Annotated in this window: 17 protein-coding genes; 14 read left to right on the top strand and 3 right to left on the bottom strand. The window is 71.4% G+C overall.

Going from position 1 to position 18,195, the window contains the following annotated elements; translation table 11 throughout:
• Nucleotides 1–84: 84 nt before the first annotated feature.
• The 3 genes from AC07C1_RS21355 to thrS all read left to right on the top strand — a co-directional run bounded on the left by AC07C1_RS21355 (nucleotide 85) and on the right by thrS (nucleotide 3,977).
• Nucleotides 85–651, top strand: a complete 567-nt coding sequence (locus tag AC07C1_RS21355) for a DUF4365 domain-containing protein (RefSeq protein WP_478941136.1) — start codon at nucleotides 85–87, stop codon at nucleotides 649–651.
• The gene (locus AC07C1_RS21350; RefSeq protein WP_478941135.1) at nucleotides 648–1,880 is read left to right on the top strand and encodes a hypothetical protein; all 1,233 of its coding nucleotides are present in this window, start codon (nucleotides 648–650) and stop codon (nucleotides 1,878–1,880) included. Before AC07C1_RS21355 ends, AC07C1_RS21350 begins: the two co-directional genes overlap by 4 nt.
• Before the next feature lie 120 nt (nucleotides 1,881–2,000).
• Entirely contained in the window at nucleotides 2,001–3,977 is a 1,977-nt protein-coding gene (gene thrS, locus AC07C1_RS21345) for a threonine--tRNA ligase (protein ID WP_478941133.1), read from the top strand.
• 28 nt (nucleotides 3,978–4,005) lie between these two features.
• Here thrS and AC07C1_RS21340 read toward each other — a convergent pair whose 3' ends face one another.
• Nucleotides 4,006–4,659 (bottom strand): potassium channel family protein, encoded by a 654-nt coding sequence (locus tag AC07C1_RS21340; RefSeq protein WP_478941132.1) that lies wholly within the window; start codon nucleotides 4,657–4,659, stop codon nucleotides 4,006–4,008.
• Nucleotides 4,660–4,726: 67 nt separating this feature from the next.
• On the opposite strand from AC07C1_RS21340, the gene AC07C1_RS21335 reads away from it, so the two are divergent.
• On the top strand, nucleotides 4,727–5,284 hold the full coding sequence (locus AC07C1_RS21335) for an HIT family protein (protein ID WP_478941130.1): 558 nt from the start codon (nucleotides 4,727–4,729) through the stop codon (nucleotides 5,282–5,284).
• A 39-nt stretch (nucleotides 5,285–5,323) separates the two neighbouring features.
• Here the strand turns inward: AC07C1_RS21335 and AC07C1_RS21330 are convergent, their stop codons facing one another.
• Both AC07C1_RS21330 and AC07C1_RS21325 read right to left on the bottom strand, forming a co-directional pair.
• Nucleotides 5,324–6,970: a hypothetical protein gene (locus AC07C1_RS21330; RefSeq protein ID WP_478941129.1), complete on the bottom strand. Its 1,647-nt coding sequence runs from the start codon at nucleotides 6,968–6,970 to the stop codon at nucleotides 5,324–5,326.
• A 209-nt stretch (nucleotides 6,971–7,179) separates the two neighbouring features.
• On the bottom strand, nucleotides 7,180–9,378 hold the full coding sequence (locus tag AC07C1_RS21325; protein WP_478941127.1) for an elongation factor G-like protein EF-G2: 2,199 nt from the start codon (nucleotides 9,376–9,378) through the stop codon (nucleotides 7,180–7,182).
• A gap of 255 nt (nucleotides 9,379–9,633) precedes the next feature.
• Here AC07C1_RS21325 and pgsA point away from each other — a divergent pair, with 255 nt between their 5' ends.
• From pgsA to ruvB, 10 genes are all read left to right on the top strand, one after another.
• Nucleotides 9,634–10,365 (top strand): phosphatidylinositol phosphate synthase, encoded by a 732-nt coding sequence (gene pgsA / locus AC07C1_RS21320; RefSeq protein WP_478941318.1) that lies wholly within the window; start codon nucleotides 9,634–9,636, stop codon nucleotides 10,363–10,365.
• Complete coding sequence (locus AC07C1_RS21315) at nucleotides 10,362–11,270, top strand: phosphatidylinositol mannoside acyltransferase (protein WP_478941125.1); 909 nt, start codon at nucleotides 10,362–10,364, stop codon at nucleotides 11,268–11,270. The genes pgsA and AC07C1_RS21315 overlap by 4 nt, the downstream gene beginning before the upstream one ends.
• Nucleotides 11,267–12,430, top strand: coding sequence for a glycosyltransferase family 4 protein (locus AC07C1_RS21310; protein ID WP_478941124.1), 1,164 nt, complete (start codon nucleotides 11,267–11,269; stop codon nucleotides 12,428–12,430). Before AC07C1_RS21315 ends, AC07C1_RS21310 begins: the two co-directional genes overlap by 4 nt.
• Nucleotides 12,431–12,637: 207 nt before the next feature.
• A complete protein-coding gene (locus AC07C1_RS21305) occupies nucleotides 12,638–13,180 on the top strand; it encodes a LemA family protein (protein WP_478941122.1) in 543 nt (180 codons plus the stop codon).
• Nucleotides 13,181–13,304: 124 nt separating this feature from the next.
• On the top strand, nucleotides 13,305–14,210 hold the full coding sequence (gene pdxS, locus AC07C1_RS21300; RefSeq protein ID WP_478941120.1) for a pyridoxal 5'-phosphate synthase lyase subunit PdxS: 906 nt from the start codon (nucleotides 13,305–13,307) through the stop codon (nucleotides 14,208–14,210).
• Nucleotides 14,211–14,246: 36 nt separating this feature from the next.
• Nucleotides 14,247–14,855: a pyridoxal 5'-phosphate synthase glutaminase subunit PdxT gene (pdxT, locus tag AC07C1_RS21295; RefSeq protein WP_478941119.1), complete on the top strand. Its 609-nt coding sequence runs from the start codon at nucleotides 14,247–14,249 to the stop codon at nucleotides 14,853–14,855.
• A 48-nt stretch (nucleotides 14,856–14,903) separates the two neighbouring features.
• Entirely contained in the window at nucleotides 14,904–15,656 is a 753-nt protein-coding gene (locus AC07C1_RS21290) for a YebC/PmpR family DNA-binding transcriptional regulator (protein ID WP_478941117.1), read from the top strand.
• Nucleotides 15,657–15,818: 162 nt separating this feature from the next.
• Nucleotides 15,819–16,358 carry a crossover junction endodeoxyribonuclease RuvC gene (gene ruvC / locus AC07C1_RS21285; RefSeq protein ID WP_478941116.1) on the top strand — a complete coding sequence of 180 codons (540 nt, stop codon included), beginning with the start codon at nucleotides 15,819–15,821 and terminating at the stop codon, nucleotides 16,356–16,358.
• Nucleotides 16,355–16,960 carry a Holliday junction branch migration protein RuvA gene (gene ruvA / locus AC07C1_RS21280; protein WP_478941114.1) on the top strand — a complete coding sequence of 202 codons (606 nt, stop codon included), beginning with the start codon at nucleotides 16,355–16,357 and terminating at the stop codon, nucleotides 16,958–16,960. Before ruvC ends, ruvA begins: the two co-directional genes overlap by 4 nt.
• A gap of 27 nt (nucleotides 16,961–16,987) precedes the next feature.
• Nucleotides 16,988–18,058 carry a Holliday junction branch migration DNA helicase RuvB gene (ruvB, locus tag AC07C1_RS21275; RefSeq protein WP_478941112.1) on the top strand — a complete coding sequence of 357 codons (1,071 nt, stop codon included), beginning with the start codon at nucleotides 16,988–16,990 and terminating at the stop codon, nucleotides 18,056–18,058.
• Nucleotides 18,059–18,195 lie beyond the last annotated feature (137 nt).

Below are 18,195 nucleotides of genomic sequence, written 5' to 3'. Positions count from 1 at the left end.
GCCGGAAGGAGACAACAGGAGTACGGGTCTTTGCAGTTCAGCGGCCCACAGCGAGGAAACTCCTGGCTTGGAAGGCTGTTGGTCATGGCCATAGCGCAGCCCGAGCGGGGCGGGCTGCTGCCCGACCGCACGGGTCCCCTTCGCGGCACGCTCGCCACCACCGCCTGCATGGAGACACTGCAGGTCGGCTATCTCCACGCGGTCGCCGCCGCGGCCGGCTGCTCGCTGTCCCAGCCCTTCCCGGACAACGGCATCGACTGGCACGTCAGCCACAGCGCGCCCGGACACACCGTCGACGACGAGGTCACCATCAAGGTGCAGCTCAAATGCACCTACCAGGTCGCGCCGAATCCGCCGGGCCGTTTCTTCTCCTTCACCCTCGACAACGCCCATCTGCGCAAGCTCGCCCGCACGCCCGTCTCGGTGCACAAGATCCTGGTCGTCATGCTCGTGCCGCGCTCGCAGGACGACTGGCTGCGCGCCGGCCACGACCGGCTCGACCTCAGGCACTGCTGCTACTGGGTCAACCTCGCCGGCCACCCCGTCACCGGGCGGCACCGGACCACCGTGCGGATACCGACCTCGCGCATCTTCGACGACCGGGCCCTGTGCGAGATCATGACGCGGGTCGGGACGGGAGGCAGGCCATGAGAAGCCGTCCGTACGACGGGCCGGCCCGGCCGGACCGGCCACACCCCGACGACCTCCCCTGGGACCGCCCCCCGGAGCCCGCCGAGGTCGACCCCGCCGTGCTCGGCGCCCTGCTGCACCGGCACGGCTGGCAGCGGCGCGGGGGAGCGGCCGGGCGCTACGGCCGCTGGACCCCACCGGGGCCCGGCGGCGCCGGGACCAGCCTGCTCGTGCCGGAGAGCCGTGCCTTCCCGGACAGCGACGACCTGCTCGGCGAGGCCCTCGACGCCCTCGCCCGCAGCGACACCCCCTCCGCGCGCGAGGTGCTGATCTCCCTCGCCGTGCCGAGCGACGAGATCCGCTGGTGGCGGGACACCCCGAGCGGACCCGTCGGCGCCACGCCCTGGACGGCGGACGGGCAACTGCGCGACGCCGCCCGCCGGCTGCTGCTCGCCGCCGCACTCGCCACGCGCGCGCGTGCCGGCTACTTCGGCGCCCGCCACCGCAGGCCTGCCGCCGCCCTCCTGCAGGACGTACTCGTCGGCCCCGCCGCCGGGGGCCGCGCCCTCACCGCCTTCGTGCCGGTGCCCACCGGCCGCCCGCTCGCCGTCCGCCTCCACCAGGCCCTGTACGCCGCCCGCGAGGCCATCGACTACCAGCGGGCCACCGGCGGCATGGACGCCTTCGACAGCGCCGTCGAAGCCGGCGTCAGCCGCGAGCTGACCGAGGCGCTCACCGCGCTCGTCCGGGGCACCGAGGGCGCCCGCGTCGCCGTCGCCTGGGCCCCCGGAGCCGGCGTCCCCGAGGGCTGCGCCGGCTCCGCCGAACCCGTCGAGTTCTCCCCCGGCGACCTGCCCGCACTGCGCGAGGCCGCGGCCCGCTACCTGCGCGACGAGCCCTCCGTGCCGGTCAGGATCACCGGCGCCGTCGTCCGCATGCGCCGCTCCGGACCCGGCGGCGAGGGAACCGTACGGCTGCGCGTCCTCGGCGGCGCCGAGGTCCCGCACCTCCGCGTCACCCTGGACGAGGAGGACTACCGCATCGCCGGCCACGCCCACCTCGTCGGACTGCCCGTGTGCGTGGAGGGCCGGCTGGAGCGCCGGGGCGGCTTCCGCAGGCTCACCGGCGCCCGCGGGGTCGTACCCGTCGAGGTGGACGACGCCGAACGGGACCGGCTGATGAAGTCGCTGCAGGAGAACCTCGGCTTCTTCGGGGAGGCGTGCGGGGAAACGTACGGGGACGGGGACTGAGGGGTAAGGGGACGGGACCGAGGGTGACCGTTTCGCGGTCGGTGCCGTGGGGTCGGTACGATCGCCTGTGCGCGCGCTCCTGGTATGGCGCCGCACCCCACCTTCAGTCAGGAGAGACCGGTGTCAGACGTCCGTGTGATCATCCAACGCGATTCCGAGCGGGAAGAACGCGTGGTGACGACGGGCACTACGGCCGCCGACCTCTTCGCGGGCGAGCGCTCGATCATCGCCGCGCGCGTGGCCGGCGAGCTGAAGGACCTCGCACATGAACTGTCCGACGGTGACGAGGTCGAGGGTGTCGAGATCTCGTCCGAGGACGGCCTGAACATCCTGCGCCACTCCACCGCGCACGTCATGGCGCAGGCCGTGCAGGAGCTGTTCCCCGAGGCCAAGCTGGGCATCGGCCCGCCCGTCAAGGACGGCTTCTACTACGACTTCGACGTCGAGAAGCCGTTCACGCCCGAGGATCTCAAGGCCATCGAGAAGAAGATGCAGGAGATCCAGAAGCGCGGGCAGAAGTTCGCCCGCCGCGTCGTCACCGACGAGGCCGCCCGCGAGGAGCTGGCCGAGGAGCCGTACAAGCTGGAGCTGATCGGCCTCAAGGGCTCGGCTTCGCACGACGACGGCGCGGACGTCGAGGTCGGCGCCGGTGAGCTGACGATCTACGACAACCTGGACGCCAAGACCGGCGAGCTGTGCTGGAAGGACCTCTGCCGCGGTCCGCACCTGCCCTCGACCCGGCTGATCCCGGCGTTCAAGCTGATGCGCAACGCGGCCGCCTACTGGCGCGGCAGCGAGAAGAACCCGATGCTCCAGCGCATCTACGGCACCGCCTGGCCGTCCAAGGACGAGCTGAAGGCTCACCTGGACTTCCTCGCCGAGGCCGAGAAGCGCGACCACCGCAAGCTGGGCAACGAGCTGGACCTGTTCTCCATCCCGGAGCAGATCGGCTCCGGCCTCGCCGTCTTCCACCCCAAGGGCGGTATCGTCCGCCGGGTCATGGAGGACTACTCGCGGCGGCGCCACGAGGAAGAGGGCTACGAGTTCGTCTACACCCCGCACGCGACGAAGGGGAAGCTCTTCGAGACGTCCGGGCACCTCGACTGGTACGCCGACGGCATGTACCCGCCCATGCAGCTCGACGAGGGCGTGGACTACTACCTCAAGCCCATGAACTGCCCGATGCACAACCTGATCTTCGACGCGCGCGGCCGCTCCTACCGCGAACTGCCGCTGCGCCTCTTCGAGTTCGGGACCGTGTACCGGTACGAGAAGTCGGGCGTCGTGCACGGCCTGACCCGCGCCCGCGGCTTCACCCAGGACGACGCGCACATCTACTGCACCCGTGAGCAGATGTCCGAGGAGCTGGACAGGACGCTCACCTTCGTCCTCGGCCTGCTGCGCGACTACGGCCTGACCGACTTCTACCTCGAGCTGTCGACGAAGGACCCGGAGAAGTTCGTCGGCTCCGACGAGGTCTGGGAGGAGGCGACCGAGACCCTGCGCCAGGTCGCCGAGAAGCAGGGGCTGCCCCTCGTCCCGGACCCGGGTGGCGCCGCTTTCTACGGCCCGAAGATCTCCGTCCAGACCAAGGACGCGATCGGCCGTACCTGGCAGATGTCGACCATCCAGCTCGACTTCAACCTGCCCGAGCGGTTCAACCTGGAGTACACCGGCCCCGACGGCTCCAAGCAGCGCCCGGTCATGATCCACCGCGCGCTGTTCGGTTCCATCGAGCGGTTCTTCGCCGTACTCCTGGAGCACTACGCGGGCGCCTTCCCGGCCTGGCTCGCCCCGGTCCAGGCGATCGGCATCCCGATCGGTGACGCGCACGTGGAGTACCTGGAGAAGTTCGCGGCGGCGGCCAAGAAGCAGGGCCTGCGCGTCGAGGTGGACTCCTCCTCGGACCGCATGCAGAAGAAGATCCGCAACGCCCAGAAGCAGAAGGTGCCCTTCATGGTCATCGCGGGCGACGAGGACATGTCGAACGGCTCGGTGTCCTTCCGTTACCGCGACGGCTCGCAGGAGAACGGCATCCCGTTCGACGAGGCCATCGCGAAGATCGCGAAGGTCGTGGAGGAGCGGACCCAGGTCTGAACCGCCTGTGCCTGAAGGGCCCCCGGGATCACGGCCCTTTCTGATCACTCCGGCGGGAGAAGGTCTCCATCAGCAGGGACGAGAAGGAACCCGTCACCGCGCCGAGCAGACCCAGCCCGCAGGCCATCATCCCGGTCGCGATCACCCGGCCCAGCGAGGTCACCGGGGTGACGTCGCCGTAGCCGACCGTGCTGAGGGTGGACGCGGCCCACCACACGGCGTCCCCGAACGTCCGCATGGTGGAGCCGGGCGCCCCGCGCTCCTGCTGGTAGACCGCGAGGGCGCCGGAGAAGCCGATCAGCAGGGTGGACAGGCTCGCATAGGCGATCACGCGTGCGTACAGGGAGAGCCGGGGCTCGCCCTGCCGGCGCTGGATGACGTCGTAGAGCGGAACGATCCGCAGCGGGCGCAGCAGCGGCAGGACGACCACGACCGTGTGCAGGAAGTGCGTGGTGGCGAAGCGCAGGAAGCGCTGCCCCGCGAGTCGCCAGCGGACCACGTAGTCCACGGCGAACAGTGCCCAGAGGGCGAGCATCGTGACCCCGCACAGATCCCGCCAGCCGGACGGCAGGCTCATGGCCAGGACCCGGGTGGCATACGCGGCCGTGAAGACCAGCGATGCCACGAAGAGGGGGATCTCGGTGCGCTGCTCCCAGCGGACCGCGAGGCTGTCGTCGTCCACCGGCCAAGCTTGGCGGGAGACCGCCTCCCGGACGCCCCGGCGACACGCCGCGAACGGGCGAAGCCATATGCTGCCTAGCATGACGAGTGAGCCGGAGCAGCAGATCGGAGTGGGGACGCAGGACGCGTTCCAGCGCCTGTGGACGCCCCACCGGATGGCCTACATCCAGGGCGAGAACAAGCCGAGCGGTCCGGGGGCCGACGACGGCTGTCCCTTCTGCGCGATTCCGGCCAAGTCCGACGAGGACGGGCTGGTCGTGCGTCGCGGCGAGCACGTGTACGCCGTCCTCAACCTCTACCCGTACAACGGCGGCCACCTGATGACCGTGCCCTACCGGCACGTCGCCGACTACACCGACCTGACCGGGCCGGAGACCACCGAGCTGGCCGAGCTGACCAAGCAGGCGATGAGCGCCCTGCGCACCGCCTCCGGCGCACACGGCTTCAACATCGGCATGAACCAGGGCACCGTGGCGGGCGCCGGCATCGCCGCCCACCTGCATCAGCACATCGTCCCGCGCTGGGGCGGCGACACGAACTTCATGCCCGTGGTCGGCCACACGAAGGTGCTGCCGCAGCTGCTGGGGGACACGCGGAAGATGCTGGCGGAGGCGTGGCCGGCGTAGGCCCACGGTGCCGACGGTGCCCTCGGCCGAGGGCACCGCTCACGCGTCGTACAGGTCGGCCTTCCTCGGCGTCGCGTCCTGGACATTGCCGCTGAGGAACGCCGAGCGGGCACCGAACTTCTCCGTGTCCACGCCGTTCTCCCGCAGCACCCTGATCGCCGCCGAGTGCACCACCCGCAGCACCGGCGTGGCCGCGCGCAGCGCGTCGTCGGCCATGAAGCGGTGCCGCCACGGCTGGTCGGCCCAGGCGTGCCGCAGACCGAACGGCTCGGGCAGGCCGAGCGAGCCCCCGAGCCAGTTGAGCGCCGGCGGATACCAGGTCAGCGGCGCGCGCACGGCGAGCCGTACCACCTCGTCGGCGGTGACCAGCGGCAGCATGACCTTACGGGTCTCCCAGGGCTTGAGGGACTTGGCGACCTCCTTGCTCGGCGGCTCCGGCTTGGTGGTGAACAGCGGGTTCACCGGTCCCAGCGCGTGCCCGGTGACCTCGATGCGCAGCGTCTCGTGCAGCACGGTCACCGTGATCAGCATGGTGATGACCAACTGGCCGTCCCACAGCGTCCACTGCACGCCCAGGTAGTGCCGGTCACCGCTGCCGAACTGCTGCTTGTTGCAGATCTCCTGTATGGCGTGCGGCTTGACCTGGAAGGCCTCCACGTCCGTGCCCCCGGGCCGGGAGACCGCCGTGGCCTTCTCGCCGATCGGCGTGACGATCCAGTGCCGTATCGACGGTTTGGGGAAGCCGCCGGTGTTCAGCGGGCCGCGCTCCAGCAGGGTCAGCTGGTCGTGGATCGCGCGTATGACGTCCCAGCTGCGGAAGGGGTGGATCTCCCGCGTGGCGTCGGCGGGCACGAGGTCCTCGGCGAGCTGCCAGGCGCCCCAGCGGGTGCCCATGCCGAGTATGCCCTTGGGGCCGGCGTAGAAGACCGAGTTGGACTGCTGCTCGGCGCTCAGCCGGGCCAGCGACTGGCGCAGTTCCTCGGCAGCGGTCTGGCCGGGGCCGCGCGGCACCGCCTCCGGGACCTTCGCGCCGACGCTGGTGCCCGAGAGCAGGCCGTCCCAGCGGGCCCGCAGGTCCTTGGCGGTGCTCTCGCAGATCCGCTTCGCCCAGAACCAGCCGAGTACGGGCAGGACGACGGCCGCGCGGGCGTACCACGCCCAGAATCCGCTGAACGGCATCTTGACCAGGAACAGCGCGGCGAGTATGCCGACGCCGAGGAGCAGGGCGGTGGCGATCGTCCCGGCGCGTTTGTCGTCCCGTCTGGCGACCAACATGCGCAGCTGGAAGACGAGCAGCCAGACGATCAGCCCGGGCAGGAAGAGCAGACCGCAGACGACCGTGACGGCCGTCAGGCGGTTGTCGCGCTCCCGGCGGATGTTGTTGGCCGCCAGGCAGTGCTCCACCACGAACTGGGGCTCGGAACCGAAGGACTGGATGAGCGGCGCGCGGCCGGGGGCGAGCATCCGGTCGACCACGGCCCGCGAGAACGCCTCACCGAGATTGGGCCGGAACAGCTTGATCCTGCCGGGCTTGACCGTCGACTGGTGCCACTCGTTGTCGGCCTTCTTGATCTCCTCGACCAGACTGTCCCGGTACGCCGCCGAGGCCAGCGCGGAGGTCGCCGCCTGCCCCTCGTCGCCCGAGACGGGCACCTGGGGCCCGTCCCACTCCGTTCCAAACGACATTCCCGCCCCCATCACCGCCGGCGTCGCTCCTGCGGCCTTCCCGACTTCCCTGCCCCGCACACCTGTTGGACCGGCCGTCGTGCCGATACCGGACCACTACCGGACGGCTGCGGCACGACGTGATCAGGTGATCAGCGTATCCGCCGCCACCGACAACCCGTGGGCGGACGGCCGAAGCCGTCCGCCCGTGCGGAGCCGGACGCGCGGAACTACGCGCCGTCCCCGGCCTGTTCGCGGATCCGTTCGGCGATCTGCGGCGGCATCGGTTCGTGCCGGGCGTAGACCCGGTCGAAGCGGGCCGTGCCGTGCGACACCGACCGCAGGTCGACGGCGTACCTGCCGATCTCGAACTCGGGCACCTCCGCACGGATCAAGGTCCGGCCGGAGCCCACCTGTTCGGTGCCGAGCAGCCGGCCGCGCCGGCTCGACAGGTCGCTCATCACGGAGCCCACGTAGTCGTCGCCGACCAGCACGGTCACCTCGGCCACCGGCTCCAGCAGATGGATCTTCGCCTCCGCGGCGGCCTCGCGCAGTGCCAGCGCGCCCGCGGTCTGGAACGCGGCGTCGGAGGAGTCCACCGAGTGCGCCTTGCCGTCCACCAGCGTGACCCGGACGTCGATGAGCGGGTACCCGGCGGCGACGCCCTTGGCGGCCTGCGCCCGTACGCCCTTCTCGACGGACGGGATGAACTGCCGGGGCACCGCGCCGCCGACCACCTTGTCCACGAACTCGATGCCCGAGCCGCCGGGCAGCGGCTCCACCTCGATCTCGCAGATCGCGTACTGGCCGTGACCGCCGGACTGCTTCACGTGCCGGCCGCGCCCGGCGGCCTTGTGCGCGAACGTCTCCCGGAGGGAGACCTTGTGCGGCACCACGTCGACCTGGACCCCGTAGCGGTTGCGCAGCCGCTCCAGCGCGACGTCCGCGTGGGCCTCGCCCAGACACCACAGGACCACCTGGTGGGTGTCCTGGTTCTGCTCCAGGCGCATCGTGGGGTCCTCGGCGACCAGGCGGCTCAGCCCCTGCGAGAGCTTGTCCTCGTCGGCCTTGCTGTGCGCCTGGATGGCGAGCGGCAGCAGCGGGTCGGGCATCTGCCAGGGCTCCATCAGCAGCGGGTCGTCCTTCGCCGAGAGCGTGTCGCCGGTCTCGGCGCGGCCCAGCTTGGCCACGCACACCAGGTCGCCGGCGACGGCGTGCGTCACCGGCCGCTGCTGCTTGCCGAACGGCATGGACAGGGCGCCGATCTTCTCGTCGACGTCGTGGTCCTCGTGCCCGCGGTCGGCCAGACCGTGCCCGGAGACGTGCACCGTCCGGTCGGGGCGCAGGGTGCCGGAGAAGACACGGACGAGGGAGATGCGGCCCACGTAGGGGTCGGAGGAGGTCTTGACGACCTCGGCGACCAGTGGGCCCTCCGTGTCGCACGGCTTCAGCTCCCGCGACCGGCCGTCGATGGTGGTGACCCCGGGCAGGGGATGCTCGAACGGGGTCGGGAACCCGCGGGTGATCAGCTCCAGCAGCTCGACCGTGCCGAGGCCGTGCCGGGCGCCCTCGGCGGCGGGCGCGGCGGCCAGGACGGGGAAGAAGCTGCCGCGGGCGACGGCCCGCTCCAGGTCCTCGATCAGTGTCTTGATGTCGACCTGCTCGCCGCCCAGATAGCGGTCCATGAGGGTCTCGTCCTCGCTCTCGGCGATGATCCCCTCGATCAGCCGGCTACGGGCCTCCTCGATGTCCGGCAGCTGGTCCTCGCCGGGCTCGGACTCCTTGCGCTCGCCGGTCGAGTAGTCGAACAGCTTCTGCGACAGCAGCCCGATCAGCCCGGTCACGGGCGTGTGCCCGTCGGGGCCCTCGGGGGCGCGCAGTGGCAGGTACAGGGGCAGGACGGCGTCCGGGTCGTCGCCACCGAAGGCCTCCGCGCAGATCCGGGTCATCTCCTCGAAGTCCGCGCGCGCGGCCTCCAGGTGCGTGATCACGATCGCGCGGGGCATGCCGACGGCCGCGCACTCCTCCCACAGCATCCGCGTCGAGCCGTCCACGCCGTCCGAGGCCGAGACGACGAAGAGGGCCGCGTCCGCGGCGCGCAGACCGGCCCTGAGTTCCCCGACGAAGTCCGCGTACCCGGGGGTGTCGATGAGGTTGACCTTGGTGCCGTCCCATTCGACCGGCACCAGCGAGAGCTGGACGGAGCGTTGCTGCCGGTGCTCGATGTCGTCGTAGTCCGAGACGGTTCCGCCGTCCTCGACGCGGCCCGCCCGGTTCACCGCCCCCGCGGTCAGCGCGAGGGCCTCCACCAGAGTCGTCTTGCCCGATCCGCTGTGGCCGACCAGCACCACGTTCCTTACGGACGCGGGACGGTCGGCCGCCAGAGCCCTGCCGGCGGCTCCGGGGTGTGTCTGTGCCTTGTCGCCCATGATCCTGCCTCCCGTGCACGGTGAGGTCACTGTGGGCGCGGACACGCGGGACCCGCGTGCACTGGCTGGCGGCTCCGGCGACGCCCGCGGTCATTCGAGCTTTCCACTCCCGTCACGCCGCGTCCATACGAGGGACCGCGAAGGGTGCGCACGGGCACCGATCGGGCGTCGCACGCCCCGCCCGTGGCCGCGCGCACCGGTTCGCGGCGCGAGGTGCGGGTGCCCGCCCGTCACGCACGCACGCGCGTGGCTACGATGGGCCAGCCGGCGGCCACCAGGGCCACGGCGACACCGACCGTCGGGAAGGCCATGCTGAACAAGTACGCGCGTGCATTCTTCACGCGTGTCCTCACACCGTTCGCCGCGTTTCTCATCCGCCGGGGCGTGAGCCCCGACGCGGTCACGCTCATCGGCACGGCCGGGGTGGTCGCGGGCGCGCTGGTCTTCTACCCCATGGGCGAGTTCTTCTGGGGCACGGTCGTGATCACCCTGTTCGTCTTCTCCGACCTGGTCGACGGCAACATGGCCCGCCAGCTGGGCCGTTCCAGCCGATGGGGCGCCTTCCTGGACTCCACGCTCGACCGGGTCGCCGACAGCGCGATCTTCGGCGGCTTCGCGCTCTGGTACGCGGGCAACGGCAACGACAATGTGCTGTGCGCCGTCTCGATCTTCTGCCTGGCCAGCGGCCAGGTGGTGTCGTACACCAAGGCGCGCGGCGAGTCGATCGGGCTGCCGGTGGCCGTCAACGGGCTGGTCGAGCGCGCCGAGCGGCTGGTGATCTCGCTGGTCGCGGCCGGTTTCGCGGGCCTGCACAAGTTCGGCGTGCCGGGCATCCAGTGGCTGCTGCCGATCGCTCTGTGGATCGTCGCCGTGGGCAGCCTGGTCACCCTGATCCAGCGGGTGGTGACCGTCCGCCGCGAGTCCGCCGAGGCCGAGGCGGCCGCCGCCCAGGAGAACACGTCCCAGGGGAGCGAGGCCGCGAAGTGAGCACCGGCGAGCGGCTGACCGACGCGCTGTACGGCCTGGGCTGGAGCACCGTCAAGAAGCTGCCCGAACCCGCCGCGGTCCGCCTCGGCCGGACCATCGCCGACCTCGCCTGGAAGCAGCGCGGCAAGGGCGTGGAGCGGCTGGAGTCGAACTACGCGCGCGTGGTGCCCGACGCCGGGCCCGAGCGCCTGGCCGAACTCTCGCGCGCGGGCATGCGCTCGTACCTGCGCTACTGGATGGAGTCCTTCCGGCTCCCGGCCTGGAGCGCCGAGCGCGTGAAGACGGGCTTCGAGGCCAAGGACATACATTTCCTGACCGACGGTCTTGCCTCCGGCCGGGGCGTGGTCCTCGCCCTGCCGCACCTGGCCAACTGGGACCTGGCCGGCGCCTGGGTCACCACCGCGCTGGAAACGCCGTTCACCACGGTCGCCGAGCGCCTGAAGCCCGAGACGCTCTACGACCGTTTCGTCGCCTACCGCGAGGGCCTCGGCATGGAGGTGCTCCCGCACAGCGGCGGCTCCGCCTTCGGCACCCTGGCCCGGCGGCTGCGCGACGGCGGCTTGGTCTGCCTGGTCGCCGACCGCGACCTGTCCGCCTCCGGTGTAGAGGTCGACTTCTTCGGTGACCGGGCGCGGATGCCCGCGGGCCCCGCCCTGCTCGCCCAGCAGACGGGCGCCCTGCTGCTGCCGGTCACGCTCTGGTACGACGACTCGCCCGTCATGAAGGGCCGGGTGCATCCGCCGGTCGAGGTCCCCGAGTCGGGTACGCGGGCCGAGAGGACGTCCGTCATGACACAGGCGCTGGCCGACGCCTTCGCCACGGGGATCGCCGAGCACCCGGAGGACTGGCACATGCTCCAGCGGCTGTGGCTCGCCGACCTCGACCCCGCGAAGGGATCCTCGTGAGAATCGGGATCGTCTGCCCGTACTCCTGGGACGTGCCCGGTGGCGTCCAGTTCCACATCCGCGACCTCGCCCAGTACTTCATCCGGCTCGGCCACGAGGTGTCCGTCCTGGCCCCGGCCGACGACGACACGCCCCTGCCGCCGTACGTCATCTCGGCCGGCCGCGCGGTCCCGGTGCCGTACAACGGCTCCGTGGCCCGCCTGAACTTCGGCTTCCTGTCGGCCGCGCGGGTGCGGCGCTGGCTGCATGAGGGCAAGTTCGACGTGGTCCACATCCACGAGCCGACCTCGCCCTCGCTGGGCCTGCTCACCTGCTGGGCCGCCCAGGGCCCCATCGTGGCCACCTTCCACACCTCCAACCCCCGCTCGCGCGCGATGATCGCCGCGTACGCGATCCTGCAGGCCGCCCTGGAGAAGATCAGCGCCCGGATCGCGGTCAGCGAGTACGCCCGGCGCACCCTGGTCGAGCACCTGGGCGGGGACGCGGTGGTCATCCCCAACGGCGTCGACGTGGACTTCTTCGCCAGGGCCGAGCCCAAGCCGGAGTGGCAGGGCGGCACCATCGGCTTCGTCGGCCGCATCGACGAGCCCCGCAAGGGCCTGCCCGTCCTGATGAAGGCCCTGCCGAGAATTCTGGCCGCCCGCCCGCAGACGCGGCTGCTGGTCGCGGGGCGGGGCGACGAGGAGGCGGCCGTCGAGGGGCTGCCGAAGGAACTGCGCTCACGGGTGGAGTTCCTCGGCATGATCAGCGACGAGGACAAGGCCCGTTTCCTGCGCAGCGTCGACCTGTACATCGCGCCCAACACCGGTGGCGAGAGCTTCGGGATCATCCTGGTCGAGGCGTTGTCGGCGGGCGCCCCTGTCCTCGCCTCCGACCTGGACGCCTTCGTGCAGGTGCTCGACCAGGGCGGGGCGGGCGAGGTGTTCGCCAACGAGGACGCCGACGCGCTGGCCGAGGCCGCCGTCCGGCTGCTGGACGACCCGGCACGGCGGACGGAGCTGCGCGAGCGCGGCAGCGCCCATGTGCGGCGGTTCGACTGGTCGACGGTGGGCGCGGACATCCTGTCCGTCTACGAGACGGTGACGGCCGGCGCGGCGGCGGTCGCGGCGGACGAACGGACGACGGGCCTGTGGGCCCGCTTCGGACTGGCCCGGGACTGAGCCGCAGACGGTGCACGTGGCGTTAGCGGAGCCGGAGGCGGGAGCATGCGGCGGAGCGGATCCGGCGTGGGCCAGAGCTTGTGCGGCGTGGCCCGACCCGGCGGCGGCCCGGGCGCCGGACGCGCGGCACGGATCGTGAGCGGCAGCATGTGGCGGGAGTCCACCCGGCGCGGCCGGACGAGTGGGTCGTCCCGATAGCCTTCGCCCGTGACCGCAACCCTCATCTGGATCCTTGTCGCGCTCGTGGTGATCGGTGTGTACCTGAGCTGGACGGCCGGGCGGCTGGACCGGCTGCACGTGCGGATGGACGCCGCCCGGGCCGCGCTCGACGCCCAGCTGCTGCGGCGGGCCTCCGTGGCGCAGGAACTGGCGACCTCGGGTGTGCTGGACCCGGCCGCCTCGATCGTGCTGTACGAGGCCGCGCACGCGGCCCGGCAGGCCGAGGAGGAGCAGCGGGAGGTCGCCGAGAGCGAGCTGAGCCAGGCGCTGCGCGCCGTCTTCGCGGAGCCGGCCCAGGTGGAGGTCCTGCGGGAGGCCCCGGGCGGCGAGGAGGCGGCCCATGAGCTGGCCGAGGCCGTCCGCCGGGTCCCGATGGCCCGCCGCTTCCACAACGACGCCGTCGGGGCCGCCCGCAGGCTCCGCGGGCACCGCAAGGTCCGCTGGTTCCGGCTGGCCGGCCACGCCCCGTTCCCGCTGGCCTTCGAGATGGACGACGAACCGCCGGCAGCCCTGGTGGAGCGCGTCTCCTGACCGGCCCGGGGCCGACCCGGAGCCAAAAGGATCCACAGGCTTCCCATTGGCCCTTGCTGTGGCCTGGTCCACTCGCGTTTCCTCGGTGAAGCAAAAACCCTCTTTCACTTCAGTGAGGTCACCCGTGTCCACCATCGACAACCAGGCTCCCGAGACCGGCACCGCCCGCGTGAAGCGCGGAATGGCCGAACAGCTCAAGGGCGGCGTGATCATGGACGTCGTCACGCCGGAGCAGGCCAAGATCGCCGAGGACGCGGGCGCCGTCGCCGTCATGGCCCTGGAGCGGGTCCCGGCCGACATCCGCAAGGACGGCGGCGTGGCCCGTATGTCCGACCCGGACATGATCGAAGGCATCATCGACGCCGTCTCGATCCCGGTCATGGCCAAGTCCCGCATCGGCCACTTCGTCGAGGCCCAGGTCCTTCAGTCCCTCGGCGTCGACTACATCGACGAGTCCGAGGTCCTCACCCCGGCCGACGAGGTCAACCACTCCGACAAGTGGGCCTTCACCACCCCCTTCGTCTGTGGCGCCACCAACCTGGGCGAGGCCCTGCGCCGCATCGCCGAGGGCGCCGCGATGATCCGCTCCAAGGGCGAGGCCGGCACCGGCAACGTCGTCGAGGCCGTGCGCCACCTGCGGCAGATCAAGAACGAGATCGCCCGCCTGCGCGGCTACGACAACAACGAGCTGTACGCCGCCGCCAAGGAGCTGCGCGCCCCGTACGAGCTGGTCAAGGAGGTCGCCGAGCTGGGCAAGCTCCCGGTGGTCCTCTTCTCCGCCGGTGGCGTGGCCACCCCGGCCGACGCGGCCCTGATGCGCCAGCTCGGCGCCGAGGGCGTGTTCGTCGGCTCCGGCATCTTCAAGTCCGGCGACCCGGCCAAGCGCGCCGCCGCCATCGTCAAGGCCACCACCTTCTACGACGACCCGAAGATCATCGCGGACGCGTCCCGCAACCTCGGCGAGGCCATGGTCGGCATCAACTGCGACACCCTCCCCGAGACCGAGCGCTACGCCAACCGCGGCTGGTAGTCATCCCCCGAGGAACCACCGAGGAACTGCACGTACATGACTGACGCACCCGTCATAGGCGTCCTGGCCCTCCAGGGCGACGTACGGGAGCACCTCATCGCCCTGGCCGCGGCCGACGCCGTGGCCAGGCCGGTGCGGCGCCCCGAGGAACTCGCCGAGGTCGACGGCCTCGTCATACCGGGCGGCGAGTCCACCACCATCTCCAAGCTGGCCGTGCTCTTCGGCGTGCTGGAGCCCCTTCGCGCGCGCGTGCGCGACGGCATGCCCGTCTACGGCACCTGCGCCGGCATGATCATGCTCGCCGACAAGATCCTCGACCCGCGCTCGGGCCAGGAGACCATCGGCGGCATCGACATGATCGTGCGCCGCAACGCCTTCGGGCGCCAGAACGAGTCGTTCGAGGCCGCGCTCGACGTGCGGGGCGTCCCGGGTGATCCTGTGGAGGGCGTCTTCATCCGCGCTCCCTGGGTCGAGTCCGTGGGCGCCGGGACCGAGGTGCTCGCCGAGCACGAGGGCCACATCGTCGCCGTCCGCCAGGGCAACGCGCTCGCCACGTCGTTCCACCCGGAACTGACCGGCGACCACCGTGTGCACTCCCTGTTCGTCGACATGGTGCGCGCGAACCGTACGGCGGAGTCCTTGTAGGATCTCTGGCGTTCGTTCATGGATGGGTTACGCGAAGGAGACAGGCAGATGTCCGGCCACTCTAAATGGGCCACGACGAAGCACAAGAAGGCCGTGATCGACGCCAAGCGCGGCAAGCTCTTCGCGAAGCTGATCAAGAACATCGAGGTCGCGGCGCGGATGGGCGGCGTGGACCTCGATGGCAACCCGACCTTGTACGACGCCGTGCAGAAGGCGAAGAAGTCGTCGGTTCCGAACAAGAACATCGACTCGGCGATCAAGCGTGGCGGTGGTCTCGAGGCCGGTGGCGCCGACTACGAGACGATCATGTACGAGGGATACGGCCCGAACGGTGTCGCCGTGCTCATCGAGTGCCTCACCGACAACCGCAATCGCGCTGCCTCCGACGTCCGTGTCGCCATGACCCGCAACGGCGGCTCCATGGCCGACCCGGGTTCGGTGTCGTACCTGTTCAACCGCAAGGGCGTTGTCATCGTCCCCAAGGGCGGGCTGACCGAGGACGACGTGCTCGGTGCCGTCCTGGACGCCGGTGCCGAGGAGGTCAACGACCTCGGTGAGTCCTTCGAGGTCATCAGCGAGGCCACCGACCTGGTCGCGGTCCGCACCGCCCTCCAGGAGGCCGGCATCGACTACGACTCCGCGGAGGCCAACTTCGTCCCGACCATGCAGGTCGAGCTGGACGAGGAGGGCGCCAAGAAGATCTTCAAGCTGATCGACGCCCTGGAGGACAGCGACGACGTGCAGAACGTCTTCGCCAACTTCGACGTGAGCGACGAGGTCATGGAGAAGGTCGACGCGTAACGCTGCCGAGGGCTTCGCAGGGTCTCAGGGGCCGACGGGTCAACCCGTCGGCCCGTCGCGTTGCCGGGCGTTGGTGCGAAGCGTTGTCAGTGGCACCCGATAGCCTGCACGAACTGGGGGTATCGCCCAGCGGTGGCCGGGGGAGATCGAAGGGAGCGGCCCGTGCGGGTGTTGGGGGTGGACCCGGGCTTGACCCGGTGCGGTGTCGGCGTCGTCGAGGGCGTCGCGGGGCGCCCGCTCAGCATGCTCGCCGTCGGGGTCGTACGGACGCCCGCGGACGACGACCTCAGTCACCGCCTGCTCGCCGTCGAGCGGGGCATCGAGCGGTGGCTGGACGAGCACCGGCCCGAGTTCGTCGCCGTCGAGCGCGTCTTCAGCCAGCACAACGTCCGCACCGTCATGGGCACCGCCCAGGCCAGCGCCGTCGCCATGCTGTGCGCCGCCCGGCGCGGCATCCCCGTCGCCCTGCACACCCCCAGCGAGGTCAAGGCCGCCGTCACCGGCAGCGGCCGTGCCGACAAGGCCCAGGTCGGGGCCATGGTCACCCGGCTCCTCCGGCTTGCCGCGCCGCCCAAGCCGGCCGACGCCGCCGACGCCCTCGCGCTCGCCATCTGCCACATCTGGCGCGCCCCCGCCCAGAACCGGCTCCAGCAGGCCGTAGCCCTGCACACCGCCAACGCAACGAAAGGCCGTACGGCATGATCGCCTTCGTCAGCGGCACGGTCGCCGCGCTCGCTCCCGACGCCGCGGTCGTCGAGGTCGGCGGTGTCGGCATGGCCGTCCAATGCACGCCGAACACACTGTCGACGCTCCGCATCGGCCGGCCCGCCAAACTGCACACCTCCCTCGTCGTCCGCGAGGACTCCCTCACCCTGTACGGCTTCACCGACGACGACGAACGCCAGGTCTTCGAGCTCCTGCAGACCGCGAGCGGCGTCGGCCCGCGCCTGGCCCAGGCCATGCTGGCCGTGCACGCCCCGGACGCGCTGCGGCGCGCCGTCGCCACGGGTGACGAGAAGGCCCTCACCGCCGTGCCGGGCATCGGCAAGAAGGGCGCCCAGAAGCTGCTGCTGGAGCTGAAGGACCGCCTCGGCGAGCCCGTCAGTGCCCCCGCGATCGGCGCCCCGGTGAGCCAGGGCTGGCGCGACCAGCTGCACGCGGCCCTGATCGGCCTGGGCTACGCCACCCGCGAGGCCGACGAGGCCGTGGCCGCCGTGGCACCCCAGGCCGAGGCCGCCGGCGGCACCCCGCAGGTCGGCCGGCTGCTGAAGGCCGCCCTGCAGACCCTGAACCGCGCCCGCTGACCCGCGCCGCCCGCTAGGAGACCTTCAGTGAACTGGGACGACACGACCGACACCTCCGCCGAGGAGCGGCTGGTGGGCCCTGTCGCCGACCGGGAGGACCAGGCCGTCGAGGCCGCCCTGCGCCCCAAGGACCTCGGCGAGTTCATCGGCCAGGAGAAGGTCCGCGAACAGCTCGACCTCGTCCTGCGCGCCGCACGCGCGCGAGGCGCCACCGCCGACCACGTGCTGCTCTCCGGCGCCCCCGGACTCGGCAAGACCACCCTGTCGATGATCATCGCGGCCGAGATGGGCGCCCCCATCCGCATCACCTCCGGCCCCGCCATCCAGCACGCGGGTGACCTCGCCGCGATCCTCTCCTCCCTCCAGGAGGGCGAGGTCCTCTTCCTCGACGAGATCCACCGCATGTCCCGGCCCGCCGAGGAGATGCTGTACATGGCGATGGAGGACTTCCGCGTCGACGTCATCGTCGGCAAGGGCCCCGGCGCCACCGCCATCCCGCTGGAGCTGCCCCCGTTCACCCTGGTCGGCGCCACCACCCGCGCGGGCCTGCTGCCGCCCCCGCTGCGCGACCGCTTCGGCTTCACCGCGCACATGGAGTTCTACGAGCCGCGCGAGCTGGAGCGCGTCGTGCACCGCTCGGCGCACCTGCTGGACGTGGAGATCGAGGCGGACGGCGCCACCGAGATCGCCGGCCGCTCCCGCGGCACGCCCCGTATCGCCAACCGCCTGCTGCGCCGCGTCCGCGACTACGCGCAGGTCAAGGCGGACGGCGTGATCACCCGCGACATCGCCGCCGCGGCCCTGGCCGTGTACGAGGTCGACGCGCGCGGCCTGGACCGGCTCGACCGTGGCGTGCTGGAGGCTTTGCTGAAGCTGTTCGGCGGCGGTCCGGTCGGCCTGTCCACCCTCGCCGTCGCGGTGGGGGAGGAGCGGGAGACGGTCGAGGAAGTCGCCGAACCGTTCCTCGTCCGGGAGGGCCTGCTGGCCCGCACCCCGCGCGGCCGTGTCGCCACGCCCGCCGCGTGGGCGCACCTCGGTCTGACCCCGCCCGGCTCGGCGTCGGCGGGAAACGGACAACCGGACCTCTTCGGGACGTGACGGCGGCGTGATCGTTTCGTGACGGCGAGGCCATTGGCCGGGGCAGGAACCCAGGTGCCATGCTGGGCGTTGTTCCATGCGCGCGGACTCGCTTAGACTCCGCCGATGCCGCCCTTGCGGGTGGCGCCGACCACACC

The organism is Streptomyces sp. NPDC045022 (genome assembly GCF_056432605.1).
The sequence above is the reverse complement of the archived record's forward strand: the minus strand, read 5'-3'. Positions and strand labels throughout refer to the sequence as shown.